Below are 25,927 nucleotides of genomic sequence, written 5' to 3'. Positions count from 1 at the left end.
GAACCTATATAGAACCAATAGCAAGTGATGTTTTTATGAAATACGCAAGCGCCCATTCCCGCTGGCTATTTTGCCAGCGCTTGGATGCAACAAGAGCGCGTACGGTAGGACGCAACCAAAGGAACTGTTTAAATTGGAAGCGGATTGGTTCTAGATTTTATCAACCAGCTGCCGACCAACAGGGCTGAGTTCGTAGCGTGTGCGCTGGGTTCGCGGGTCTCGTTGCGTAATCCGGATATAACCGCCGTCTGCGCCCAGCAGATTCACCTCACGCAGCACCAAAGCATGCTCGATCCCCAGCACCCGGGCAAAAGTCCGGCTGTCGGCGGCAACGCCCAGCGCCAGTGCGGCGATGACGCCCGCGCCAAATGGTGAAAGATTTTCGGACGTGGCAACGAGCCTTTCGACCAGCGCCATATAGTCGGCAGCAGTTTCATCCATCAAGCGGCGACGGGCTGTACCGGTCGGAACGAAACGATCACCGATTTCGAGGTCGGCGTGAAACTCTCGTCGCCGGAGCTGCCAAGCGGCACCAGCACATTCATTTCCGGATAATAGCCAGCGATGCAGCCGCGCGGAATATCATAGGGCACGAAACGGAAATCGCGCGCGACCCGTTCCAGACCATCGATGAATTCACCGACAATATCGGCGCGGTCACCCGCCTCGACACCGATATCCGCCATGTCGAGCGGGTTCATGAACACGACTTGCCGCTCGCCATAGACACCGCGATAACGGTCATCCATGCCGTAGATGGTCGTGTTGTACTGGTCATGGCTGCGGAAGGTCTGCAACACATAGCGGCCCGGCTTGCCCCGCGCCTGCTGATGCTCGATGGCCTCCGGCAGCGCGCCGGTCCAGAACGTGGCCTTGCCGTTCGTCGTATTCCATTCCAGTTCACGCGCCGTATTGCGCAGATGGAAACCGCGCGGCACACGCACACGCTTGTTAAAATCGTAGAAATCTGGCAGCACCCGCGCAATGCGGTCGCGGATCAGGTCGTAATCATCAGCCATTTCCAGCCAGTTGACGGGCTTTGGACCGAGCGTCGCATTGGCCATGCCCGCAATGATCGCCACTTCCGAACGCAAATGCGGCGAGGCTGGCGAATTGATGCCGCCCGATCCGTGCACCATGCTCATGGAATCCTCAACCGTGACGATCTGCGCCACGCCCTTGGAATTCAGGTCGATTTCGGTGCGTCCGAGACACGGCAGAATGAAGGATTCCTGCCCCGGCACCAGATGCGAATGATTGAGCTTGGTTGCGATATGCACGGTCAGACGCTGGCTCGACAGTGCTTTCGCGATGATCGGGCTGTCTGGCGTCGCGCGGGCAAAATTGCCGCCAAGCCCGATAAAGGCCTGTGCCGTTCCGTCCAGCATGGCGCCAATGGCGCCGATGACGTTATGGCCCGGCTCACGCGGCACATCGAAACCGAATTCCTTTTCCAGCGCATCGAGAAATGCCTGCGGCGGATTTTCGTTGATGCCGACCGTGCGGTCGCCCTGCACATTGGAATGGCCGCGCACCGGGCAAAGGCCAGCGCCGGGCCTGCCAATATTGCCGCGCAACAGCATGAAATTGGTGATCTCGCGGATGGTGATCACCGAATGGCGATGCTGGGTCACGCCCATGGCCCAGGTGCAGATGACCTTTTCCGCCTGCATATAAATCTCTGCCGCCCGCTCCAGCGATTGCCGCAACAGACCGGACTGATCCTCGATCTCCTCCCACGTCGTCGCATCCACGGCAGTGCGATAGGCTTCGAGCTCGGCGGTATGGGCGCTCAGAAATTCCCGGTCGAGAATGGACGGCTCACCTGCGGCGAGCGCCGCGTCATCGGCTGCGAACACTGCCTTCGCCATGCCGCGAAACGCCGCCAGATCGCCGCCCAGACGTGGCTGGAAATAATCGCTGGCTATCGCTTCGCTGCCGCCATGCAGCATTTCAAGCTTGTTTTGCGGATCGGCAAAACGCTCCAGCCCGCGCTCGCGGATCGGATTGAACACAACGATGCGCGCGCCGCGTTCGGCAGCGCGGCGAAGATCGCCCAGCATACGCGGATGATTGGTGCCGGGGTTTTGCCCGACGACAAAAATCGCATCGGCTTGTTCGAAATCTTCCAGCAGCACCGTGCCCTTGCCGACGCCGACCGACTGCTTCAGCGCCACGCCGCTCGCTTCGTGGCACATATTGGAGCAGTCAGGGAAATTATTGGTGCCATAGGACCGCACGAAAAGCTGATAGAGAAAGGCGGCCTCGTTGGAGGCTCGACCCGACGTATAGAACTCAACCCGATTGGGGTTGTCGAAGGCGCGCAGAAGCTCGCCGATGCGGGCGAGCGCAGCATCCCATTCGACGGCCTCATATTTGTCAGTCGCCGCATTGTAGCGTAGCGGATGCGTCAGACGACCAGTGTTTTCCAGATCGTAATCGGTCCAGTTGCGCAATTGCGAAACCGTATGCTCGCGGAAAAAGGCGGGTGTGGTGCGCCGGTCGGTCGCCTCCCATGCCACCGCCTTGACGCCGTTTTCGCAGAATTCGAAGGATGAGCCATGTTCCGGATCGCCCCATGCACAACCGGGGCAGTCGAAACCATCGGGCTGGTTGGCCTTGAGCAAGGCACGGGCGCCCGTCAGAGGCGCGCCGCTGGCAAGCAACTGCTTGCCGCAGCTTTTCAGAGCGCCCCAGCCACCGGCAGCACTTGAGCTTTTGCCGATGAAACCGGTTTTGGAACCCTTGCCATCCTTGCTCATCTCGAAATCCTTGCTGCACTGCGAACGCATACCATGAAGCAAATAGCATAAGCAGAATTGCCGCTCCCTTCAATTGACGACCAATTGATGTCGGTGTTTTGTAGCTTCGCACTTGATTTCGGTCGCGCGATCCTTCATGCGATTGGTCAAGAAAACTTACCACAAGGGGCAAGAGTAATGTCCAACATCGTTGAAATCGCCGATCTGAAGCGGCTCGCCCAGCGCCGCGTCCCGAAAATGTTCTTCGATTATGCGGATTCGGGCGCCTGGACTGAGTCGACCTATCGTGCCAACGAGGACGACTTCAAGAAGATCAAGCTGCGCCAGCGCGTGCTGGTCGACATGACCAACCGTTCGCTGGCAACGACCATGATCGGTCAGGATGTGGCCATGCCGGTCGCGCTTGCGCCGACAGGCCTTACCGGCATGCAGCATGCCGATGGCGAAATGCTGGCCGCACAGGCTGCGGAAGCTTTCGGCGTGCCCTTCACGCTTTCCACCATGAGCATCTGCTCCATCGAGGATGTTGCCTCGGTGACGAAGAAGCCGTTCTGGTTCCAGCTTTATGTGATGAAGGACCGCGACTTCGTGAAGAACCTGATCGGTCGCGCCAAGGCCGCAGGCTGCTCGGCTCTGGTGCTGACACTCGATCTGCAAATTCTCGGCCAGCGCCACAAGGATATCCGCAACGGCCTGTCCGCCCCGCCGAAGTTCACCCCGAAGCATATCTGGCAGATGGCGACCCGTCCGGGCTGGTGCATGGGCATGATGGGTACGCAACGCCGCACCTTCCGTAACATTGCCGGCCACGCCAAGAACGTGACCGATCTGTCCTCGCTGTCCTCCTGGACGGCAGAACAGTTCGACCCGCAGATGAACTGGAACGACGTGGCCTGGATCAAGGAACAATGGGGCGGCAAGCTGATCCTCAAGGGCATCCTTGATGTGGAAGACGCGAAGATGGCCGCCAAGACCGGCGCCGATGCCATCATCGTGTCCAACCATGGCGGTCGCCAGCTCGACGGCGCGCCGTCGTCCATCTCCATGCTGAAGCCGATTGTCGATGCCGTTGGCGATCAGATCGAAGTGCATGTCGATGGAGGCATCCGCTCCGGTCAGGACGTGCTGAAGGCCCGCGCGCTTGGCGCTCAGGGCGTCTTCATCGGTCGCCCTTTCCTCTATGGCCTCGGCGCCATGGGAAAGGAAGGCGTCACGCTGGCGCTCGAAATCATCCGCAAGGAACTCGACGTCACCATGGCGCTGTGCGGCAAGCGCGATATCAACACCATTGACGCATCGGTCCTGCACTCGGTCAATTTTTAAACGACCACGCCTCTTCTTCCCTCACCCTGAGGAGCCTCTCCTTCGACAAGCTCAGGAGAGGCTCCTCAGGATGAGGGGGGATGCGTGGCAGCTACATTGATCAGCACATGCGTTGAAAACGCCCGGCAATGCCGGGCTTTTGCTTTTTACGCCCGCGATGACGGCGCTTTCGAAAGCAGCACCGTGCGAATGGCGAAGCTGGAATGGATGCGCGCCACGCCCGGCAAGCGCGACAGGATTTCCTTGTGAATGATCTCGTAAGCCGCCGCATTCTCGGCTTCAACGCGCAGAATATAATCTGCATCCCCCGTCATCAGATAGCATTCCTGCACTTCCGGGTGACGGCGCACCGCCTCTTCAAAGCGGTTGAGATATTCTTCCGTCTGCCGGTCGAGCGTGATGCGCACGATTGCGACCAGCCGTTCGTCACCACCCGATGAACCCACAATGGCCGTATAGCCACGGATGACACCGCCCTCTTCCAAAATCTGCACCCGCCGCAGACAGGCGGATTGTGACAGCCCCACCTCGGCGGCAAGCTGACTGTTGGTCATGCGCCCGTCGCGGCGCAGGCAGCGAATGATGTTGCGGTCTATACTGTCGAGTGTGGCCATGCAGATTCTTCGAATGAAAAGCTAAAACGTGCGCAAGATGTGCCAAAATTCGCATAATCTGCGACAGATAGCAAAAACATTCGAATAGTCTTCGATTAATATATTTCGATACCCTGGCGGAATGCGGCAACGCATTCGGCGGATAAGGGCAATGACCGTTGCGCAATGGATATGGTTGAAATGTCGATGCATTTTTCGAAAGAGCAAAGCGATCTCGCCGCGGGCGGCGTGTTGACCATCGACCTTGCGGCCTTGCGGCACAATTATTCCGCCGTTGCGCGGCATATCGCGCCGACCCGTGCGGCGGCGGTCGTCAAAGCCGATGCCTATGGCCTTGGCGCGCATCGCGTTGCGCCTGCCTTTTATGAAGCGGGTTGCCGCGATTTCTTCGTAGCGCATCTGAGCGAAGCAATCGCGCTGCGGCCTGCCCTGAACCCTGACGCCACACTTTATGTCCTGAACGGCTTGCAGCCCGGAACGGAAGCTGCCTGCGCCCGCGAAGGCATCGTGCCGGTGCTCAACTCGCTGGAACAGGTGGAAAACTGGGCCAGACTCGCGGCCAGCAGCGGCAAGAAACTGCCAGCACTTTTGCAGGTCGATACCGGCATGTCGCGCCTCGGCCTTTCGGCCAAAGAGCTAGACCGGCTGGCGGACAATCTTTCGCTGCTCGACGGCATCGAGGTGCGCTTCATCATCAGCCATCTGGCGAGCGGCGACGAACCGGAAAATCCGGCCAATGCAAGCCAGCTTGCGACCATGCGCGCCGCTCTGGCTCGGCTGCCGAAGCTGCCGGTGGCCTTCGCCAATTCGGGCGGCAGCTTTCTCGACAAAGCCTATTATTTCGACCTCGCCCGCCCCGGTGTCGCGCTTTATGGCGTCGGCCCCAAAAGCGCTATCGTGCCGGTGCTGACACTGTCGGCCCGCGTCATTCAGGTGCGCGACGTGGATAAGGGCGCGGCCATCGGTTATGGCGGCACCTATATCGCACAAGCGCCCATGCGGATCGCCACCATTGCGGTGGGCTATGCCGATGGCTGGTTCCGCGCGCTCAGCAACAAGGGTTCGGCCTTTTACGGCGACACCCGGCTGCCCATCGTCGGGCGCGTTTCGATGGATTCCATCACGCTCGATGTCAGCGCGCTGGCGGAAGGCACGCTCAAGCTCGGTAGCCTCGTGGAACTGATCGGCCCGCACCAGCGGCTGGAAGACGTGGCCAGCCAATGCGACACGATCCCTTATGAAATTCTGACTGCGCTCGGTCATCGCTATGCTCGTATCTACGTGGATAGTGCGCTGTCGAGCCAAAACACATAACAATAAGAGGCGAACATGCAGATTACCGTACTCGGCAGCGGCGTTATTGGCGTCACAACGGCTTACTATCTGGCCAAGCTCGGCCATGAAGTGACGGTCATCGACCGCGAGGAAGGTCCGGCGTTGGAAACCAGCTTCGCCAATGCCGGTCAGGTTTCGCCCGGTTATGCCTCGCCATGGGGCGCGCCCGGCATTCCGATGAAGGCAGCAAAGTGGCTGTTCCAGAAACATGCGCCGCTCGTCATTCGCCCGACTTCCGATCCCAAGCAGTATGTGTGGCTGATGCAGATGCTCGCCAACTGCACGGACAGCCGTTACAAGGTCAACAAGACCCGCATGGTGCGCGTGGCAGAATATAGCCGCGATGTACTTGTAGAGCTGCGCAAGGATACCGGCATTGAATATGACCAGCGTATGCAGGGCACGTTGCAGCTTTTCCGCGAGCAATACCAGCTCGACGGCATCGGCAAGGATATCGAGGTGCTGCGTCAGGACGGCGTGCCGTTCGAAGTGCTCGACCGCGACGACTGCGCGAAAATCGAACCGGCGCTAGCCCGCGTGAAGGACAAGTTCGTCGGCGGCCTGCGCCTGCCGCATGATGAAACCGGCGACTGCTTCAAATTCACCAATGCGCTGGCCAAGATTGCCGAAGGCATGGGCGTAAAATTCCGCTTCGGCGTGAATATCAAGTCGCTGGTTCTATCCGGCGGGCGCGTTTCCGGCGTGGAAACGTCAGACGGTATTCTGACAGCCGACCGCTATGTGGTCGCGCTCGGCAGCTATACGCCCGCGCTCGTCAAGTCGCTGGGTCTCAACGCGCCGATCTATCCGGTGAAGGGCTATTCGATCACCGCACCGATCATCGACGAAAGCCGCGCACCGGTCTCGACGGTTCTGGACGAAAGCTACAAGATCGCCATCACGCGCCTCGGCGACCGTATCCGTGTCGGCGGCATGGCCGAAGTGTCCGGCTTCACCAAAGACCTTCCGGCAGCGCGCCGCGCCACGCTCGACCTGTCGGTCAGCGATCTGTTCCCCGGGGGCGACCTCAAGGCCGCGACCTTCTGGTCGGGCCTGCGCCCGATGACACCGGATTCCACGCCGATCATCGGCGGAACCCGCTACGACAATGTGTTCATCAATGCCGGTCACGGTACGCTGGGCTGGACCATGTCCTGCGGCTCGGGCAAGCTTCTGGCCGATCTGGTCAGCGGCAATAAGCCCGACATCCGCGCCGACGATCTCGGTATCTCGCGCTACAACTAAAAGACCCGCCTGCGCGCCGTCAGAAACTCGGCGGCGTGCAGGCGCTGACCACCTCGCAGGCTGTCGGTCCGATACAGCGAAAGCGATGCGGCAGTTTTGAGGAAAAATAATAGGCGTCGCCCGGTCCCAATATGCGCCGGTCGCTGCCCACCGTCACTTCGATGCGGCCCGATATGACGATACCGCCCTCCTCGCCCTCATGCATCAGCAGCACCTTGCCCGTATCGGAGCCTGGTTCATACCGCTCCTTCAATATCTGCAACGAGCGCGCAAACAGATGGTCGCCCACCTGCCGGTAGGAAATGGGACCTTTGCCGATTTCCACCAGCTCTTCCGCCTGATAGAATACCTTGTGCGGCGTATCCGGCTCCAGCGCGAAAAACTCGGCCATGCCGATGGGAATACCATCGAGAATACGCTTGAGAGCGCCGACCGACGGATTGGACTGGTTGGCCTCGATCAGCGACACGGTCGAGTTGGTCACACCAGCCCTTTTTGCAAGCTCGCGTTGCGACAGATTCTGCCGCATGCGCACATAGCGTAACCTTCCGCCGATATCGATGCTCATCGGGCATTCCCCTTTGTGTTTATCATGTTCGATATAGCATAATTTTCTGAAACCATCCTCATAAAATCAACAGCTTAAATCCTTGAAGAAAAGGGCTTGTTGCCTTCAAGAAAGCGTGTCCTCCTGCCTGAAAATAGGAGGTTCCCATGCTCACCAAAACCAACGCGCCCAGCCTTGAAAACTTCTGGATGCCGTTCACCGCAAATCGGCAGTTCAAGGCCGCGCCGCGCCTGCTCGCCAGCGCTTCGGGTATGTATTACACCGACACCGACGGCAATCAGGTTCTCGACGGTACGGCAGGTCTTTGGTGCTGCAATGCCGGTCATGGCCGCAAGCGGATCACTGAAGCCGTTGAGCGCCAGATTTCCACGATGGACTTCGCGCCGACCTTCCAGATGGGCCACAATGTTGCTTTCGACTTTGCCGAAAAACTCGCCGCGATTGCGCCGGGTGGTCCGGCTGCGCAGCTTGATCGCGTATTCTTCACCAATTCCGGTTCGGAATCGGTCGATACCGCACTGAAGATCGCCATCGCCTATCAGCGCGCCATCGGTCAGGGCACCCGCACCATGGTTCTGGGTCGCGAAAAAGGCTATCACGGCGTTGGTTTCGGCGGCATTTCGGTTGGCGGTCTGGTCAACAACCGCCGCGTTTTCCCGCAGATTCCCGCCGACCATATGCGCCACACGCTGGATATCGAGCGCAATGCCTTCTCGAAGGGCTTGCCGGCGCATGGCATCGAACTGGCCGACGATCTGGAACGTCTGGTCCAACTACACGGCGCTGAAAAGATTGCCGCCGTCATCGTCGAACCCATGTCCGGTTCCGCTGGCGTCATATTGCCGCCGAAGGGCTACCTGGAACGCATCCGCGCCACCGCCGACAAGCACGGCATCCTGCTGATCTTCGATGAGGTCATCACCGGTTTCGGTCGTCTCGGCACCCCGTTCGCGGTCGATTATTTCGGCGTCATTCCCGATCTCGTCACCACCGCCAAGGGCCTGACCAACGGCGCTATTCCAATGGGCGCGGTCTTTGCGAGCCGCAAGGTCCATGACGGCCTGATGACCGGCCCGGAAAACGCAATCGAGCTTTTCCACGGCTACACCTATTCCGGCCATCCGGTCGCTTCCGCTGCTGGTCTCGCAACGCTGGAAATCTATGCCGAGGAAGGCCTGCTGACCCGTGGTGCCCAGCTTGCCGATCATTGGCAGGAAGCGCTGCATTCGCTGAAGGATGCGCCGAATGTCACCGACATCCGCAATCTTGGTCTGGTCGGCGCCATCGAATTGTCGTCGCGCAAGGACGCACCGGGCGCACGCGCCTATGACGTCTTCGTGGATTGCTTCAAGAAGGGTCTGCTGATCCGCGTCACCGGCGATGTGATTGCATTGTCGCCGCCGCTGATCGTGGAAAAGGAACAGATCGACACGATCGTTTCGGTCATCCGCGACGCCCTGAAGCGCGCCGCTTAAGGCATAGTGAAACGCGCGGTGTGATCGCCACCCCGATCACGCCGCCTCTTGGCCGCCGCTCCCACTGCGGCGGCTTTTTTCTTTTTGGAATTACCCTTGCGACGGCGTGAATCTGGCCACCAGCGCGTGGCTGTCGCCGGGATAGGTGAAGCGCACATGCGTCACCGGCAGATCGGCATTCCAGGTCTGGCGTTCGATCACCAGACAGGGCGAGCCCGGCGCAATATCGAGCAATGCGGCATTTTCCGGAGAAGCGGCAATGGCGCGAATGGAGTGCTGGGCGCTACTCCACGGCACGCAGGCCACGAGCCATGGACCGGGCGAGTGTTCGGAAAAATCCGCCCCCGCCGCATCCGGCACGGCGGCCAGATTGATGATGCGTTCTTCCAGCGCAAACACCCGCTGCCCGGCGTGATGACGGCAGACCAGATCGATGATCTGCGTGTGGCGCGGAATATCGATCTTCTGCGCGTCCGCTGGCCCGCTCAGACGGTCCCAGCGCTTGAGCAGCTCGAACCGGTAGGGCGCACCGAGTGCAGCCACCTCATCGCGAATATCATGAATTTCAAGAATGGCGGCCTGCGAACGAGGAAACGAAACGAAGCTGCCCGATTTGCGCTTGCGCTCGATCAGACCGGCCTTGGCAAGCTGAGTCAGCGCCTTGTTGACCGTCATGCGCGAGCAGCCATATTGCTCGGTCAGTTCATGTTCGAACGGAATACGGTGCCCCGGCGCCCACTCTCCAGACAGGATGCGCGATTCAATATCGTCCAAAATACGCTGATGCAGTGAAAGCACCGGGCCGTCTTTTGCCGCTGAACCGTCATCCGCCATGCTATTCCCCCTTTGTTTCCCACTTTTGCAGGAATTTCTTCAGCCGAGCAATTCGCCAATCGTTTTCTGAAAAGCACGCTCGGCCTGATCCCGCAAGCGGTGACGACCGCCCTCCACCTGTTTCACGCCGCGTACCCACACGTCACTGACCTGCGCTCGACCGGCAAAAATCCAGCCATCCAGCACGGCATCGCCCTTGGCATGGGGCAGCCGCGCCATATCCAGCGCGACAAAATCCGCCGACGCGCCAAGCTTCAACCCGTCATCGGCGCGACCCATCGCGATGTTGCCGCCGCGCACCGCGCCTTCGAACAAGGCGCGCCCCGTGGAGGCTTCGCTTTCGGCCAGCACATTGCGGGCGCAATGTTGGAGGCGCTGCGAATATTCAAGCTGCCGCAACTCGTCGCCAATACCGATCAGCACATTGGAATCCGAACCGACGCCAAACTTGCCGCCTGCTTCCGCAAAAACCGTCGCATTGAAGGTTCCGTCGCCGAGATTGGCTTCCGTCACCGGGCAAAGACCGGCAATAGCACCGGCTGCGGCCATGCGCCGGGTTTCATCGTCGGTCATATGGGTCGCATGGATGAGGCACCAGCGCGAGGACAACTCCTGATTATCGAGAAGCCACTCGACAGGACGCTTGCCCGCCCAGGCAATGCAATCCTCCACTTCCTTCACCTGTTCGGCCACATGGATATGCACCGGCGCATCGGGCAAAAGCTTCGTCACGACGTCCAGTTCATCCGGCGTTACGGCGCGCAGGCTGTGTGGCGCAACGCCCAAAACTGCGCCGTCGAAATTGGCCAGCGCTCGGCTGCAGCCTTCGATCAGTCGCGCAAAGTGGTCCGGATCATTGATGAAACGGCGCTGGCCTTCATTGGGCGCGCTGCCGCCGAAACCCGAATGCGCATAGAAAACCGGAAGCAGCGTCAGGCCGATGCCCACCGCGCTGGCAGCAGCCACAATGCGGTCGGCCATCTCGGAGAGATTGGCGTAAGGCGTTCCGTCGCGGTCGTGATGCAGATAATGAAATTCGCCGACGCGGGTAAATCCAGCTTCCAGCATATCGACATAAAGTCGCAACGCCACCGCTTCGGCCTGTTCGGGCGACATGGTGAGCGCGAATTTGTACATGATCTCGCGCCAGCTCCAGAACGAATCGGCAGACGGCCCGCGCCTTTCGGCAAGCCCCGCCATTCCGTACTGGAAAGCGTGGCTGTGCAGGTTCGGCACGCCTGCGATGATCGCCGCGTGGCGCTCGTCCCCAGCTCCTGCCGCTTTATCCGCCTCCAACGAGGTGATCTTTCCACCGGCAATGCCAATGCGAACATTCTCAGCCCAGCCATTATCGAGAAGCGCCTGACCGGCATGGATGAAACGCTGTTCAGACTTGGCTGCTGACATGAAAATTAACTCCTCGAATGTTCCCGCGCATTTTTTCTCTTGGCTGCGCCTCTGATATGTATATACATTATCAAAAAACAGGGGAAGCGAGAAAACGCTCATGCTCAAGAATTCAGGCATCGTTTTTATCAATGCGCGGATTGCGACGCTGGAGGAAGACGCGGACGGCCTTGGCCTCATCGAGAATGCAGCGCTTGCCGTTAAGGACGGCAAGATCGCCTATGTCGGCCCGCAGTCCGCTCTGCCCGAAGACTATGCGTCTTATGAGAGAATCGATTGCGAAAACCGGCTGATCACGCCGGGGCTCGTCGATTGTCACACGCACCTCGTCCATGCCGGAAATCGCGCGCATGAATTCGAGCTGCGCTTGCAGGGCGCTTCCTATGAAGAAGTTGCCCGCGCCGGTGGTGGCATTGTTTCATCGGTCAAGAACCTGCGCGCGGCCAGCGAAGACGATCTGGTGCGTGAAACCCTGCCCCGTCTCGATGCGCTGATCGCCGAAGGCGCCACCACGGTTGAAGTCAAGTCCGGTTACGGTCTCGACCGCGACAGCGAAATCAAGTCGCTGAAAGCCGCCCGTCGGCTGGGTGCAGAACGCGACGTTGCAATCCGCACCACGTTCCTTGGCGCCCATGCCTTGCCGCCGGAAATGAACGGCGACAAGGCCGCTTATATCGACCGCGTCATCAACGATATGCTGCCCGCCATCGCAGCTGAACAACTGGCCGATGCGGTGGATGGTTTCTGCGAAGGCATCGCCTTTCTGCCGGATGAAATCGCCCGTGTGTTTGATGCGGCCAAGGCGCATGGCATTCCGGTCAAGCTTCACGCCGACCAGCTTTCCAATCTTCATGGCGCAGCCCTTGCCGCATCCTATGGTGCGCTTTCCGCCGATCATCTCGAATATACCGATGCGGATGGTGCCGCCGCCATGGCCAAGGCCGGAACGGTCGCCGTGCTGCTTCCCGGCGCTTACTACTTCATCCGCGAAACGCAAAAGCCGCCAGTCGAAGCCTTCCGCGCCGCCGGCACCAGGATGGCGCTCGCCACCGACAACAATCCGGGCACATCGCCGCTGACCTCGCTGCTGCTCACCATGAATATGGGCGCGACGCTGTTTCGCATGACGGTGGATGAATGCATCGCGGGTGTCACCCGCGAGGCCGCACGGGCGCTCGGCATTCTCGACCAGACCGGAACGCTTGCCATTGGCAAGGATGCCGATCTTGCCATTTGGAGCGTCGAGCGGCCCGCCGAACTCGTTTATCGCATCGGCTTCAACCCGCTGTGGAAGCGGGTTTTCAAGGGCCATATCTAACTATCCGCAACGGAGCCTGTCATGACCATCATCCTCAAGCCTGGTTCTGTCCCGCTTGAAACGCTGGAAACCATCTATCGCGTTGCGGTTCCCGTGCGCATTGACCCCGCCTTTCATGCCCGTGTCGAAAAGGCGGCTGCGCGCATTGCCGAAATCGCAGCCGGTGACGAACCTGTTTACGGCATCAATACCGGCTTTGGAAAACTCGCCTCGATCCGCATTGCGGCGGGCGATGTCGCCACGCTTCAGCGCAACCTGATCCTATCGCATTGCTGCGGTGTCGGCGACGCTTTGCCGGAAAATATCGTACGCCTCATCATGGCACTGAAGCTGATTTCGCTCGGTCGCGGCGCGTCCGGCGTGCGACTTGAAATCATCACGCTTCTCGAAGACATGCTGGAAAAAGGCGTGATCCCGATGATCCCGGAAAAGGGTTCCGTCGGCGCTTCAGGCGACCTTGCCCCGCTGGCGCATATGACGGCGGCCATGATCGGCGAAGGTGAAGCCTTCTATCAGGGCGAGCGCCTCTCCGGCGCAAAGGCACTGGAAAAGGCCGGTCTGAAGCCTGTCGTGCTTGCCGCCAAGGAAGGGTTGGCGCTGATCAACGGCACGCAGACTTCGACTGCCCTGGCGCTGGCGGGTCTGTTCCGCGCCCATCGTGCCACGCAGACGGCACTGATCACCGGCGCATTGTCCACCGATGCGGCCATGGGATCGGATGCGCCGTTCCACGAGGAAATCCACACGCTTCGCGGTCATAAGGGACAGATCGATGCTGGCCGTGCATTGCGCGCCCTGCTCGATGGATCCGTCATTCGCCAGAGCCATCTTGAAGGCGACCAGCGCGTGCAGGACCCCTATTGCATCCGCTGCCAGCCGCAGGTCGATGGTGCCTGCCTCGACATTCTGCGGCAGGCAGCCCGCACGCTGGAAATCGAAGCCAATGCGGTTACCGACAATCCGCTCGTTCTCTCGGACGGACGCGCCGTATCGGGCGGCAATTTCCACGCTGAACCGGTTGCCTTCGCCGCCGACCAGATTGCGCTTGCCGTCTGCGAAATCGGCGCTATCGCCCAGCGCCGTATCGCGCTACTGGTCGATCCGGCGCTGTCGTTTGGCCTTCCGGCCTTCCTCGCCCGCAAGCCGGGCCTCAATTCCGGCCTCATGATCGCCGAAGTCACCTCTGCCGCGCTGATGAGCGAAAACAAGCAGATGGCGCATCCGGCGTCGGTCGATTCCACGCCGACCTCGGCCAATCAGGAAGACCATGTGTCCATGGCCTGCCACGGTGCGCGCCGCCTGTTGCAGATGACGGCCAATCTCAATGCCATTATCGGCATCGAGGCGCTGACCGGCGCACTCGGCGTCGAGCTGCGCGAGCCGCTGACCACCAGCCCGGAACTGGCCAAGGTCATCGCCGTGTTGCGCGGGCGCGTGCCGACACTGGATGACGACCGCTATATGGCCGACGACCTGAAGAATGCCGCCGATCTGGTGGCTGACGGTGCGCTTGCCGGGGCGGTTTCGGACGGCATCCTGCCAGCGCTGGAGGCGTGATCATGAGCCCGTTCGAAGTTCGTCAGGGCACTTCGCCCGTCATTCTTGGCCTTCCACACACCGGAACCGATGTGCCGCAAGATATTTTTGCGCGGCTCAACGACAATGGCAAAATTCTTGCCGACACCGACTGGCATATTCACAGGCTTTATGACGGTCTCATCGACGGCGCGACCATGGTGCGCGCCACCTTCCACCGCTATTGCATCGACGCCAATCGCGACCCGGAAGGTGTGAGCCTCTATCCGGGGCAGAACACCACCACGCTGATCCCGGAAACCGACTTTGACGGGCTGTCGATCTGGAAGGATGGAGAAGCGCCGACCGAAGCCGACATTGCCGACCGCGTCGCCCGCTTTCACGCCCCCTATCACGCGGCGCTGGCCGCCGAGATCAGCCGTGTGAAGGCAATCCACGGCGTCGCCATCCTCTATGATTGCCATTCGATCCGCTCGCATATTCCCTTCCTGTTTGAAGGCAAATTGCCCGATTTCAACATCGGCACGGATATGGGCAAGACCTGCGATCCCAAGATCGAGGCGGCGGCCGTCGAAGTGACCGGCGAGGCGGAAGGTTACACGTCGATCCTCAATGGCCGCTTCAAGGGCGGCTGGACGACACGCCATTACGGCAAGCCGGAAACCGGCGTCCACGCCATCCAGATGGAGCTTGCCCAATCGACCCATCTTGCGACTGAAGCCGTTCCCTTCGCCTATAACGAGGCCAAGGCGGACAGGCTGCGCGCCCATCTCAAAACCCTTTTGCAGCGGCTGGAAAAGCTCGCGCACGACCTGAAATCCTGAGGAGAACACCATGTCGAACCCACGCCATAATGAGCGCGAAGTGCGCAGCCCACGAGGCGACGAACTCAACGCCAAGAGCTGGCTGACCGAAGCGCCGCTGCGCATGCTGATGAACAATCTCGACCCCGATGTGGCCGAGCGTCCGCATGAGCTGGTGGTTTATGGCGGCATTGGCCGCGCGGCCCGCACATGGGACGATTTCGATCGCATCGTCGCGACCCTCAAGACGCTCAATGAAGACGAAACCCTGCTGGTACAGTCCGGCAAGCCGGTCGGCGTTTTCCGCACCCACAAGGATGCGCCGCGTGTTCTGATCGCCAATTCCAACCTCGTTCCGCATTGGGCAACTTGGGATCATTTCAACGAACTGGATAAGAAGGGTCTCGCCATGTATGGCCAGATGACCGCCGGTTCTTGGATCTATATCGGCGCGCAGGGCATCGTTCAGGGCACGTACGAAACCTTTGTCGAAGCCGGTCGCCAGCATTTTGGCGGCAACCTCACCGGCAAGTGGATTCTGACCGGCGGCCTTGGCGGCATGGGCGGCGCGCAGCCCTTAGCGGCGGTCATGGCTGGCGCCTGCTGCCTCGCCGTGGAATGTGACGAAACCCGCGCCGATTTCCGCCTCCGCACCCGTTATGTCGATGAAAAGACCGACAGCCTCGATGAGGCGCTGGCCAAGATCGAAGCCTGGACCAAGGCAGGCGAGGCAAAGTCCATCGCGCTGATCGGCAATGCGGCGGAAATATTCCCGGAACTCGTCAAGCGTGGCGTGAAGCCGGATATCGTCACCGACCAGACTTCCGCGCATGACCCGGTGCATGGCTATCTGCCGCTCGGCTGGACCGTCGCCGAATGGCGCGCGAAACAGGAAAGCGACCCGAAAGCCGTCGAAAAGGCCGCGCGCGCTTCGATGAAACTCCATGTGCAGGCGATGGTCGACTTCTGGAACATGGGCATTCCGACCCTCGACTATGGCAACAATATTCGTCAGATGGCACTGGAAGAAGGCCTTGAAAATGCCTTTGCCTTCCCCGGCTTCGTCCCTGCCTATATTCGCCCGCTGTTCTGCCGTGGTGTCGGCCCATTCCGTTGGGCTGCCCTTTCCGGTGACCCGGAAGATATCTACAAGACCGACGCCAAGGTGAAGGAACTGCTGCCCGACAACAAGCACCTGCACAAATGGCTGGACATGGCGCGTGACCGCATCGCCTTTCAGGGATTGCCCGCGCGCATTTGCTGGGTTGGCCTTGGTGACCGCCATCGTCTCGGCCTCGCCTTTAACGAAATGGTCCGCAATGGCGAGCTGAAAGCGCCGATCGTCATCGGTCGCGACCATCTCGACAGCGGCTCCGTCGCCTCGCCAAACCGCGAAACGGAAGCCATGAAGGACGGTTCGGACGCCGTATCCGACTGGCCGCTGCTCAACGCCCTCCTCAACACCGCTTCGGGCGCGACCTGGGTGTCGCTGCATCACGGCGGCGGCGTCGGCATGGGCTTCAGCCAGCATGCGGGCATGGTCATTTGCTGCGACGGCACGGAAGATGCGGACCGCCGTCTGGAGCGCGTCTTGTGGAACGATCCGGCCACTGGCGTCATGCGCCATGCCGATGCGGGCTATGAAGAAGCGCTCGACTGGGCGAAAAAGCAGGGCCTGCGCCTGCCCGGCATTCTGGGGAACTGAGGTCGAATGGCCGTCGCTCTTCTAAAAGCTGAAAATCATCGCCGCATGCCGTGGAAAAATGGCGGCGGCGTGACGGTCGAGATCGCGATTCACCCGCAAGGGGCGTCCGTCGATGATTTCGACTGGCGCGTCTCCATGGCGAGCGTCGCAAATGACGGTCCGTTTTCCCTCTTTCCCGGCATCGACCGCAGCTTGTCGGTGCTCGAGGGCGACGGCATTGTGCTTGATGTCGAAGGCCACAAAAGCACCCTCACCCGCGAAAGCGAACCCTTTGCCTTTGCTGCCGACAGCCAGTCGTCGGCGCAGCTGATCGGCTCGGTCATCACCGACCTCAATGTCATGACCCGGCGTGGCCGCTATACACATCACGTCCGCCGCATCACCGGCAACGAAGCCGCGGCGACATTGGAAACCGGGGCCACGGGCGAAACGCTGCTTATTTTCTGTGCAGAAGGAGAATTTGCACTCAAGTCCGATACCGCGCTCACGCATCTGGGTTCCCATGATGCGGTGGTCCTAGACGGTCTTGCGGAGAGCGCTATCGAAATAAAGGGTAAGGGAGACCTGTTCCTGATTACGATTATTGCAATCGGATCAGGGGTTTAAATAATTTCCAACAGAAATGCCCGCAAAGAAATCTTTGTCGGCATCTCTGGACAGGAAGGACGGTCCTGCTAATTTGCTCGGATCGATATGTATAGGCTTATAAACACATAAAAGGGGTACTATTCATGAAGAAATCGTGGTTTGCAGGTGTTGCACTGGCAGCATTCGCTTTTGCTTCCGCCGCTCAGGCCGAGACTGCCGTTTCCATCGGCTTTTCGGGCTGGACGGGTTTCGGCCCGCTGACGCTCGCCAAGGAAGCGGGCATTTTCAAGAAGCACGGACTGGACGTCACGCTGAACAAGATTCCGCAGGCAAGCCGCCATCTGGCGCTGGCATCGGGTGACATTCAGTGCGCCGCCACCACCGTTGAAACCTGGATTGTCTGGAACGCGGCTGGCGTGAAGTCCAAGCAGATTTTTCAGATGGACAAGTCCTACGGTGCCGACGGCATTGCCGTGCGCGCCGACGTCAATTCCTTCGCCGATCTGAAGGGCAAGACCATTGCCGCTTCCGCACCGGGCACCTCGCCTTACTTCCTGCTGGCCTTCATGCTCGCCAAAAACGGCATGACCACCAAGGATGTGAAGGTCGTCAACATGGAGCCGGGACCGGCAGCACAGGCATTCGTGGCTGGCCAGAACGACGCGGCCATGACCTATGAACCTTATCTCTCGACCGTGCGCGCTGCGCCCGACAAGGGCAAGATTCTCGCCACCACGCTCGACTATCCGGCTGTGACGGATACAGTTGGCTGCACGCCTGCCTTCCTCGAAAAGAACCCGGAAGCTGCAAAGGCGCTTGCCGACAGCTATTTCGAAGCGCTGGAGCTGATCGCTGCCGACAAGGACAAGGCCTATGAAATCATGGGCAAGGACGTGAAGCAGTCGGGCAAGGAATTCGGTGCTTCTGCCGAATATCTGCGCTGGCAGGACAAGGCCGCCAATCACAAGTTCTTCGAAGGCGATTTCAAGGCATTCTCCGCCGAAGCGGCTGATCTGCTGTTGCAGGCTGGCGTGATCAAGTCGAAGCCGAACCTCGATGACATCGTGGATACGAGCTTCATCAAGTAAGATCGGTTTCTGCAACAGTTCCGGGCGGCGACGCCCGGACCGACCTCTCCCCTTCCGTCTTCCTGTGAAGACGGGCGCGCGACTGAACGGACAATGTCATGCAGCCTTTGCAGCCGATAGGCAACACGACCCGGATCTTACTGGGCATCCTGTTTTTCATTCTATTTTTTGTGTTCTGGGGCATCGCCACGCTTGGCGGCTTCGTCTCGTCCACCTTCCTCGCCGATCCCATCACCATGATGAAAGACGGCTATGACCTCATTGCCAATCAGGGCTTCCTGTCCGATATCGGCATGACGGTCTGGCGCGTGCTGGGCGGCTTCGTGCTTGCAAGCATCGTGGCCATCCCGCTCGGTGTCGCCATGGGCGCCTATAAGCCCATCGAAGCGCTGCTGGAGCCTTTCGTCTCCTTTGCGCGCTATCTGCCGGCTTCAGCTTTCGTGCCGCTCTTGATCCTGTGGTCCGGCATCGGCGAAACGCAAAAGCTGCTTGTCATCTTCATCGGCGCGGTGTTCCAGATCATCCTCATGATCGCGGTCACCGTCGCCAATACCCGCCGCGATCTGGTCGAGGCCGCCTATACGCTTGGCGCATCGAACAGCGGCATCATCCGCCGTGTGCTTATGCCTGCCAGCGCTCCGGACATTGCCGAAACGCTGCGCCTCGTGCTGGGCTGGGCGTGGACCTATGTGATCGTCGCCGAACTCATCGGCGCGTCGTCGGGTATCGGCTACATGATCATCAACAGTCAGGCGCTGATGGCCACCGGCCAGATCATTTTCGGCATCATCGTCATCGGTGTGATCGGCCTGATTTCCGACCTCGCCTTCAAATATTTCAACCGCTGGCTCTTTGCATGGAGGTTCGCGTAATGGCTGCCAAGACCGATCAGGAACTGGTTGTTAAGGGCGTCAGCCGCACCTTCCCCGGCGTGCACGGCGGTAAGCCGACGCTGGCGCTACAGGCAACCGATCTCATCATTCCGAAGAACGACTTCGTCACCATTCTCGGCCCTTCGGGTTGCGGCAAGTCCACGCTTCTGCGCATCATCGCCGGTCTCGACAAGCCGACGACGGGCACGGTGACGCTGGAAGGCAAGCCAGTTACCGGACCGGGTGCTGATCGCGGCATGGTGTTCCAGTCCTATACGCTGTTTCCATGGCTCACCATCCGCCAGAATGTCAGCTTCGGCCTGCGCGAAAAGGGTACGCCTGAGAAAGAGGCCCGCGAAATCGTCGATAGCTATATCGACAAGGTGGGGCTGCGCGGCTTTGAAAATCACTGGCCGAAACAGCTTTCGGGCGGCATGCAGCAGCGCACAGCCATTGCCCGCGCGCTGGCCAATGATCCGAAAATCCTGTTGCTCGACGAGCCGTTTGGCGCACTCGACAACCAGACGCGCGGTCTGATGCAGGAATTGCTGCTCGGCATCTGGGAACGCGAGCAGAAGACAGTGCTTTTCGTCACCCACGATATTGAAGAGGCGATCTTCATGGCCACGCGCGTGGTCACGATGACGGCGCGGCCGGGCAAGATCAAATCGATCACGCCGGTCGATATCGCGCATCCGCGTTCCTACCACGTCAAGGCAAGCCCGGAATTTTCCGAACTGCGCCTGAAACTGACGGAAGAAATCCGCAGCGAAGCCATTGAAGCAGCCAGACAGGCTGCCTGAAAATAACGGTTTCTTGAGAATATCAGTTGGATAGAGCCGTTTCTATTTAACGGAAACGTCGGAACTGCTCTATCCATTTGTTTTCACGCATTATCCTACGCAAAACCGCTTCGCACTTTTGCTGGAAATGCTCTATGAAAGGGCTGCGACACTCGTCGCGGCCCTTTCTTTTCAGGACAAACCCAAATGGCCGTTTCAGCAGAAGACCTCGAGAACCGTATTGTCTACGTCAACGGTGACTATGTTGCCGCGCGCGATGCCCGCATTTCCATCTTCGACCGGGGTTTTCTCTTCGGCGACGGCATTTATGAAGTGACCGCCGTGCTGGAAGGCAAGCTGATCGACAGCGGCCCGCATATGACGCGCCTGCGCCGCTCCACCGGCGAAATCGGCATTCCGATGCCGTTGAGCGAAGACGAAATCGTCGCCATCGAGCGCGAACTGGTGCGCCGCAACAATCTGACTGAAGGCATGGTCTATCTCCAGATCACCCGTGGCGATGGTCGCGACCGCGATTTCGTGGCCGCCAAAGGCATCAAACCGTCCGTGGTTCTGTTCACGCAGGAAGCCAATCTGCTCGACAAGCCTGCGCTGAAAACCGGCGCGCGCGTACTCTCGCTGGGCGACCTGCGCTGGAAGCGCCGCGATATCAAGACGGTGTGCCTGCTGCCGCAAGCGCTCGCCAAGGAAATCGCCAAAAATGCCGGTTGCGACGAAGCCTGGATGATCGAGGACGGCTATGTCACCGAAGGCGCATCGTCCACCGCCTATATCGTGACCGAGGATGATGTCGTCGTCACACGCCCCAACAGCAATGCCATCCTGCCCGGCTGCACGCGCCTGTCGCTGTTGCAACTGATCGCCGAGACCGGCATGAAACTGGAAGAGCGCCTCTTCACCATCGATGAAGCCTATGCGGCCAAGGAAGCTTTTCTCACCAGCGCAGGTACTTTCGTCACGCCGATCACCGTGATCGACGAGAAGACTATCGGCACCGGCAAGCCCGGCCCGGTCGCCCAGCGCCTGCGCGAGATCTATCTCAACCACGCACGCCGCACCGCGATCTGAGTTGTGACGCACCCATTTTCCCTCCCTCCTCAGGATGAGGGACATGCGTCGCGCTCAAAACAAAACCGCGCCGGAATTGCTTCCGGCGCGGTTTCGAGCTTCGCCAGCCCCCGCAAAGGCGAAACATCAGGCGTATTTTGGTTATGGCGAGCCGAAAATGGTGGAGTTTGAGAACCGGCGCGCAGCGTACTTAAAGGTACGTGAGCACCGGAAGCGCAAAACAACGCCATTTGCAGGCCGCCAGAGCCGAAATATCAACGCTTCTGGTTGTAGACGTCGATGCAGACGGCACCCAGCAGCACGATACCCTTGATGACCTGCTGATAGTCGATACCAATGCCGAGGATCGACATGCCGTTGTTCATCACGCCCATGATCAGCGCGCCGATCACCGCACCCGTCACGCGACCGACGCCGCCATAGGCCGATGCGCCGCCGATGAAGCAGGCCGCGATCACGTCCAGCTCGAAACCGATGCCTGCCTTCGGCGTCGCCGTATTGAGACGCGCTGCGAAAACCAGACCGGCGAGAGCAGCCAGTACGCCCATATTGACGAAAGCAAGGAAGGTCAGCCGTTCGGTCTTCACGCCGGACAGCTTGGCCGCGTGGCGGTTGCCGCCGACCGCATAGATTTGGCGACCGATCACCGTGCGGTTGGTGAGGAACGCATAGGCTGCAATCAGCACCGCCATGATGATCAGCACGTTCGGCAAGCCGCGATGCATCGAAATCAAGAGCGACAGATAGGCAATGGCCGCGAAGAACAGGATGTTCTTGATGACGAACAGGCTGAACGGTTCTGTTTCGACTTCATGGGCGATGTGGCGCTGACGCGATTTCACATTCTGCCAGATCATGAAACCGGCCAAAAGCACACCGATGACGAGCGAGGTGAGATAGACGCCGCCTGCCGTGGTGCCGATGATTTCAGGAATAAAGCCCGACGAAAGTTTCTGAAACACGACCGGGAACGGGCCGACCGACTGGCCGCCGAGCACGGCCAGCATCAGGCCCTTGAAGACCAGCATGCCCGCCAGCGTCACGATGAAGGACGGTATGTTGAAATAGGCGACCCAGAACCCCTGCAATGCGCCGATGATACCGCCTGCCAGCAGGCAGAGAATGGCGGCAATGGGGAACGGGATACCCCATTTCACCATCATCACCGCCGCCAGCGCGCCGATGAAACCGCAAACCGAACCGACCGACAGGTCGATATGGCCGGTGACGATGATCAGCAGCATGCCGAGCGCCATGATGACGATATAGCTGTTCTGCAACACCAGATTGGTCAGGTTCAGCGGCTTCATCAGCACGCCGCCGGTGACGATCTGGAAGAAGATCATGATCGCGACGAGCGAGAGCAGCATCCCGGATTCGCGCAGATTGTTCTTGAGATAACGCCCCACGCTGCTGGTCTGGTTGCTTCCGATGATAGTCTCGCTCATTGCTGTTTTCCCTTGTTCCGCATGATGGCGCGCATGATATTTTCCTGCGTGGCTTCCTCGCCGGCGACTTCGCCGACGAAAGCGCCTTCATGCATGACGACGATGCGGTCGCAGATGCCGATCAGTTCCGGCATTTCTGAAGAAATGACGACCACGCCCTTGCCGCTCTCCGCCAGTGAATTGATGATGGTGTAAATGTCGTATTTCGCGCCGACATCGATGCCACGCGTCGGTTCATCGAGGATCAGCACATCCGGCCCGGTGAACAGCCATTTCGATAGCACGACCTTCTGCTGATTGCCGCCCGAAAGCGTGCCGGTCTGCTGAAAGACGTTGTGGCTGCGGATGCTCATCTGATTGCGATAATCACCGGCAACCTTCATTTCGCGAATATCGTCGATGACGCCCTTCGGGCTGACACCGCGCAGATTGGCCAGCGAGATGTTGCGCGAAATGTTTTCGCCCAGTACGAGGCCGAGCTTCTTGCGATCCTCGGTCACATAGGCAAGCCCGGACTTGATCGCCCGCGCCACCGTGGAAATATCCGCAGCCTTGCCATTGATGCGGGCCTCGCCGGTGATATTCGTGCCCCAGGAGCGCCCGAATAGGCTCATGGCGAATTCGGTGCGGCCCGCGCCCATCAGGCCTGCAATGCCCACGATTTCGCCCGCCTTGACCTGGAACGATACGTTCTTGACCGAATGGCGCTCCGGATGCAGCGGATGATAGACCGACCAGTTGTCGACCTCCATAATCACATCGCCGATCTTCGGCTCGCGCTTCGGATAGCGACTTTCCAGATCACGATCGACCATCTTGCGGATGATATCGTCTTCCTCGACCTCGCCTGCATGACAATCGAGCGTCGCCACGGCTTTGCCGTCGCGCAGCACGGTGATCTTGTCGGCGACTTCGCGAATTTCATTGAGCTTGTGCGAAATCAGGATCGACGTGATGCCCTGCGCGCGAAACTCTTTCAGGAGCGTCAGAAGCGCTGCACTGTCGGTCTCGTTCAGGCTGGCCGTCGGCTCGTCGAGGATCAGCAAGCGTACGCGCTTCGACAGCGCCTTGGCGATTTCCACCAGCTGCTGCTTGCCGACGCCGATATCGGTGATCAGCGTGTCGGGCGATTCCGACAAGCCAACCTTTTTCAAAAGTTCCCGCGTGCGCATATGCACCGCACTGCGGTCGATGACGCCATGGCTCGCCGGTGGATTGACCAGAAAAATATTCTCCGCAATCGACATCAGCGGGATCAGCGCCAGTTCCTGATGGATGATGACAATGCCGAGCGCTTCGGAATCGTTGATGTCGCGAAACTGTCGTTCTTCCCCGTCGAAGAAAATCGAGCCTTCATAGCTGCCATGGGGATAAACGCCCGACAGCACCTTCATGAGTGTGGATTTGCCAGCGCCGTTTTCGCCGACAAATGCGTGAATTTCCCCCGGCATGACCGTGAAATTGACGTCGCTCAACGCCTTCACGACCCCGAAGGATTTGCTGATGCCGCGCATTTCAAGAATAGGTTTGCCAGCCGCATTCAGCTGGCCGCCCTGCTCCTCAAGCGGGACAGGATTGGCTACATTCATCGCTCACTCCCGATAGAGCGCCCCGCATCCCTCCGGATGCTGACCTCGACGCTCCAAACCCTGTTGCCTGCCCATCCGAAGAACCGTCCGGTTGCTTCATGCGATGCCGCAGGTTTTCCGAATGCCATCGCGCACAGGCGAAAGCCTTCTTTCAAAGCACAGCCTAAAAAAGACAACGCTGTCAATCTAGCAGCCTACCCCAGTTCAAAACTGAGGTAAGCCTGGGATTGAGGCAATGGCATTACAGAAATTCGATGCTGTTTCGGACGAAGCCGGAAAACTACCGGATTTTCGGCCCGAAACCGCGCATATGCAAGAGGCGGTGTCGGGCGTGCTGGACGGCACGCCGACACGCCCTGTCAGGACCAGATTACTTGATCTGGTCTTCCTTGTAGTAACCGCTGTCGACCAGGACTTCTTTCCAGTTCGACTTGTCGACGATCACCGGCTTCAGCAGGTAAGCCGGGACAACCTTGACGCCATTGTTATAGGTCTTGGTGTCGTTGACTTCCGGCTCCTTGCCGCTCATCAACGCGTCAACCATATCGACGGTGACCTTGGCCAGTTCGCGGGTGTCCTTGAAGATCGTCGCGGTCTGTTCACCGGCGAGGATCGACTTGACCGAAGGCACTTCGGCGTCCTGACCGGAAACGACCGGCATCGGCATGTCGCCGCTGCCATAGCCGACGCCCTTCAGCGACGACAGGATGCCGATGGAGATGCCGTCATAAGGCGACAGAACTGCATCGACGCGCTTGTCTGAATAGTAAGCGGACAGGATGGAATCCATGCGGGCCTGAGCCGTCGCACCGTCCCAACGCAGCGTTGCAACCTTGTCCATGCCGGTCTGGCCGCTGGCCACGACAACCTTGCCGCTGTCGATGTAAGGCTGGAACACGGACATGGCGCCATTGTAGAAGAAGTAGGCGTTGTTATCGTCCGGCGAGCCGCCGAAAAGTTCGATATTGAACGGGCCCGGTTTGTTCTTCAGGTCCAGAGCTGTTTCAATCGACTGTGCTTGCAGCACGCCGACCTGGAAATTGTCGAAGGTCGCATAATAATCGACATTCGGCGTATCGCGGATCAGACGGTCATAAGCGATGACCTTGATGCCTGCATCATGGGCCTTGGCCAACACGTCAGACAGCGTGGTGCCGTCGATGGACGCAACGACGAGAACCTTGGCGCCCTTGGTCACCATGTTTTCGATCTGCGCCAGCTGGTTCGGCACATCGTCTTCAGCATATTGAAGGTCGGTCTGATAACCGCGTTCCTTCAGAACCTTGACCATGTTGTCGCCATCGGCGATCCAGCGCGCCGACGACTTCGTCGGCATGGCAACCGCCACAAGACCCTTGTCTTCGGCGCGGGCCATGCCCGTGAAGGCAAGCGCGGCCAGCGCGACTGCCAGGGTTAGAGTTTTCATACCTGCCATTGTTACACTCCCAAAAATTGGGACAGGCTTCGCCTCGAAACCTGCCGTTCTCCCAAACTCCCGCGCCCCGCCCAAATTGTTGGCCTGCAGATTGCGGAATGCCTCCAAGTC

The 25,927-nt window shown here is 59.5% G+C and carries 22 protein-coding genes; 13 read left to right on the top strand and 9 right to left on the bottom strand.

What is annotated here, in order from left to right; genetic code table 11:
* Positions 1 to 150: 150 nt before the first annotated feature.
* Both WIX40_RS17195 and WIX40_RS17190 read right to left on the bottom strand, forming a co-directional pair.
* The gene (locus tag WIX40_RS17195) at positions 151 to 441 is read right to left on the bottom strand and encodes a hypothetical protein (RefSeq protein WP_371830892.1); all 291 of its coding nucleotides are present in this window, start codon (positions 439 to 441) and stop codon (positions 151 to 153) included.
* On the bottom strand, positions 441 to 2,762 hold the full coding sequence (locus tag WIX40_RS17190) for an FdhF/YdeP family oxidoreductase (protein ID WP_121536654.1): 2,322 nt from the start codon (positions 2,760 to 2,762) through the stop codon (positions 441 to 443). Before WIX40_RS17190 ends, WIX40_RS17195 begins: the two co-directional genes overlap by 1 nt.
* 177 nt (positions 2,763 to 2,939) lie before the next feature.
* Here WIX40_RS17190 and WIX40_RS17185 point away from each other — a divergent pair, with 177 nt between their 5' ends.
* A complete protein-coding gene (locus WIX40_RS17185; protein WP_339440824.1) occupies positions 2,940 to 4,085 on the top strand; it encodes an alpha-hydroxy acid oxidase in 1,146 nt (381 codons plus the stop codon).
* Between the two features lie 146 nt (positions 4,086 to 4,231).
* Here the strand turns inward: WIX40_RS17185 and WIX40_RS17180 are convergent, their stop codons facing one another.
* On the bottom strand, positions 4,232 to 4,699 hold the full coding sequence (locus WIX40_RS17180; protein ID WP_078338830.1) for an Lrp/AsnC family transcriptional regulator: 468 nt from the start codon (positions 4,697 to 4,699) through the stop codon (positions 4,232 to 4,234).
* 171 nt (positions 4,700 to 4,870) lie between these two features.
* Between WIX40_RS17180 and alr the strand changes: the two genes are divergently transcribed.
* Entirely contained in the window at positions 4,871 to 6,013 is a 1,143-nt protein-coding gene (gene alr / locus WIX40_RS17175) for an alanine racemase (RefSeq protein ID WP_339441075.1), read from the top strand.
* Between the two features lie 15 nt (positions 6,014 to 6,028).
* Positions 6,029 to 7,279 (top strand): D-amino acid dehydrogenase, encoded by a 1,251-nt coding sequence (locus WIX40_RS17170; RefSeq protein WP_171318470.1) that lies wholly within the window; start codon positions 6,029 to 6,031, stop codon positions 7,277 to 7,279.
* Between the two features lie 19 nt (positions 7,280 to 7,298).
* Here WIX40_RS17170 and WIX40_RS17165 read toward each other — a convergent pair whose 3' ends face one another.
* A complete protein-coding gene (locus WIX40_RS17165) occupies positions 7,299 to 7,847 on the bottom strand; it encodes a type II toxin-antitoxin system RelB family anti-toxin (RefSeq protein WP_339440822.1) in 549 nt (182 codons plus the stop codon).
* Positions 7,848 to 7,993: 146 nt separating this feature from the next.
* Here WIX40_RS17165 and aptA point away from each other — a divergent pair, with 146 nt between their 5' ends.
* Entirely contained in the window at positions 7,994 to 9,322 is a 1,329-nt protein-coding gene (gene aptA, locus WIX40_RS17160; protein WP_109369574.1) for an omega-aminotransferase AptA, read from the top strand.
* Positions 9,323 to 9,412: 90 nt separating this feature from the next.
* Here aptA and hutC read toward each other — a convergent pair whose 3' ends face one another.
* The gene (hutC, locus tag WIX40_RS17155; protein WP_109369575.1) at positions 9,413 to 10,156 is read right to left on the bottom strand and encodes a histidine utilization transcriptional repressor HutC; all 744 of its coding nucleotides are present in this window, start codon (positions 10,154 to 10,156) and stop codon (positions 9,413 to 9,415) included.
* Positions 10,157 to 10,195: 39 nt separating this feature from the next.
* Positions 10,196 to 11,563: a formimidoylglutamate deiminase gene (locus WIX40_RS17150; protein ID WP_339440819.1), complete on the bottom strand. Its 1,368-nt coding sequence runs from the start codon at positions 11,561 to 11,563 to the stop codon at positions 10,196 to 10,198.
* 100 nt (positions 11,564 to 11,663) lie between these two features.
* On the opposite strand from WIX40_RS17150, the gene hutI reads away from it, so the two are divergent.
* The 9 genes from hutI to WIX40_RS17105 all read left to right on the top strand — a co-directional run bounded on the left by hutI (position 11,664) and on the right by WIX40_RS17105 (position 21,344).
* A complete protein-coding gene (gene hutI, locus WIX40_RS17145; RefSeq protein WP_339440817.1) occupies positions 11,664 to 12,881 on the top strand; it encodes an imidazolonepropionase in 1,218 nt (405 codons plus the stop codon).
* A gap of 21 nt (positions 12,882 to 12,902) precedes the next feature.
* Positions 12,903 to 14,438, top strand: coding sequence for a histidine ammonia-lyase (hutH, locus tag WIX40_RS17140; RefSeq protein WP_339440815.1), 1,536 nt, complete (start codon positions 12,903 to 12,905; stop codon positions 14,436 to 14,438).
* Between the two features lie 2 nt (positions 14,439 to 14,440).
* Positions 14,441 to 15,241 carry an N-formylglutamate deformylase gene (hutG, locus tag WIX40_RS17135; RefSeq protein ID WP_339440813.1) on the top strand — a complete coding sequence of 267 codons (801 nt, stop codon included), beginning with the start codon at positions 14,441 to 14,443 and terminating at the stop codon, positions 15,239 to 15,241.
* Positions 15,242 to 15,251: 10 nt separating this feature from the next.
* Positions 15,252 to 16,925 (top strand): urocanate hydratase, encoded by a 1,674-nt coding sequence (gene hutU / locus WIX40_RS17130; RefSeq protein ID WP_339440812.1) that lies wholly within the window; start codon positions 15,252 to 15,254, stop codon positions 16,923 to 16,925.
* 6 nt (positions 16,926 to 16,931) lie between these two features.
* Positions 16,932 to 17,531: a HutD/Ves family protein gene (locus tag WIX40_RS17125; RefSeq protein ID WP_339440811.1), complete on the top strand. Its 600-nt coding sequence runs from the start codon at positions 16,932 to 16,934 to the stop codon at positions 17,529 to 17,531.
* A 125-nt stretch (positions 17,532 to 17,656) separates the two neighbouring features.
* Positions 17,657 to 18,601, top strand: coding sequence for an ABC transporter substrate-binding protein (locus WIX40_RS17120; protein ID WP_109369582.1), 945 nt, complete (start codon positions 17,657 to 17,659; stop codon positions 18,599 to 18,601).
* A gap of 98 nt (positions 18,602 to 18,699) precedes the next feature.
* Positions 18,700 to 19,473, top strand: a complete 774-nt coding sequence (locus WIX40_RS17115; protein WP_109369583.1) for an ABC transporter permease — start codon at positions 18,700 to 18,702, stop codon at positions 19,471 to 19,473.
* Positions 19,473 to 20,276 (top strand): ABC transporter ATP-binding protein, encoded by an 804-nt coding sequence (locus tag WIX40_RS17110; RefSeq protein ID WP_171318460.1) that lies wholly within the window; start codon positions 19,473 to 19,475, stop codon positions 20,274 to 20,276. Before WIX40_RS17115 ends, WIX40_RS17110 begins: the two co-directional genes overlap by 1 nt.
* Before the next feature lie 186 nt (positions 20,277 to 20,462).
* Positions 20,463 to 21,344: a D-amino-acid transaminase gene (locus WIX40_RS17105; RefSeq protein WP_171318459.1), complete on the top strand. Its 882-nt coding sequence runs from the start codon at positions 20,463 to 20,465 to the stop codon at positions 21,342 to 21,344.
* A gap of 254 nt (positions 21,345 to 21,598) precedes the next feature.
* Here WIX40_RS17105 and mmsB read toward each other — a convergent pair whose 3' ends face one another.
* From mmsB to chvE, 3 genes are all read right to left on the bottom strand, one after another.
* On the bottom strand, positions 21,599 to 22,792 hold the full coding sequence (gene mmsB, locus WIX40_RS17100; RefSeq protein ID WP_339440809.1) for a multiple monosaccharide ABC transporter permease: 1,194 nt from the start codon (positions 22,790 to 22,792) through the stop codon (positions 21,599 to 21,601).
* On the bottom strand, positions 22,789 to 24,381 hold the full coding sequence (mmsA, locus tag WIX40_RS17095; RefSeq protein ID WP_339440807.1) for a multiple monosaccharide ABC transporter ATP-binding protein: 1,593 nt from the start codon (positions 24,379 to 24,381) through the stop codon (positions 22,789 to 22,791). The genes mmsB and mmsA overlap by 4 nt, the downstream gene beginning before the upstream one ends.
* Positions 24,382 to 24,751: 370 nt before the next feature.
* Positions 24,752 to 25,816: a multiple monosaccharide ABC transporter substrate-binding protein gene (gene chvE, locus WIX40_RS17090; protein ID WP_339440806.1), complete on the bottom strand. Its 1,065-nt coding sequence runs from the start codon at positions 25,814 to 25,816 to the stop codon at positions 24,752 to 24,754.
* Positions 25,817 to 25,927 lie beyond the last annotated feature (111 nt).

This window comes from Ochrobactrum teleogrylli (genome assembly GCF_037482325.1).
Lineage (GTDB): Bacteria > Pseudomonadota > Alphaproteobacteria > Rhizobiales > Rhizobiaceae > Brucella > Brucella teleogrylli.
Note: the sequence above shows the minus strand (reverse complement) of the source record. Positions and strands in the feature narration are given on the sequence as shown.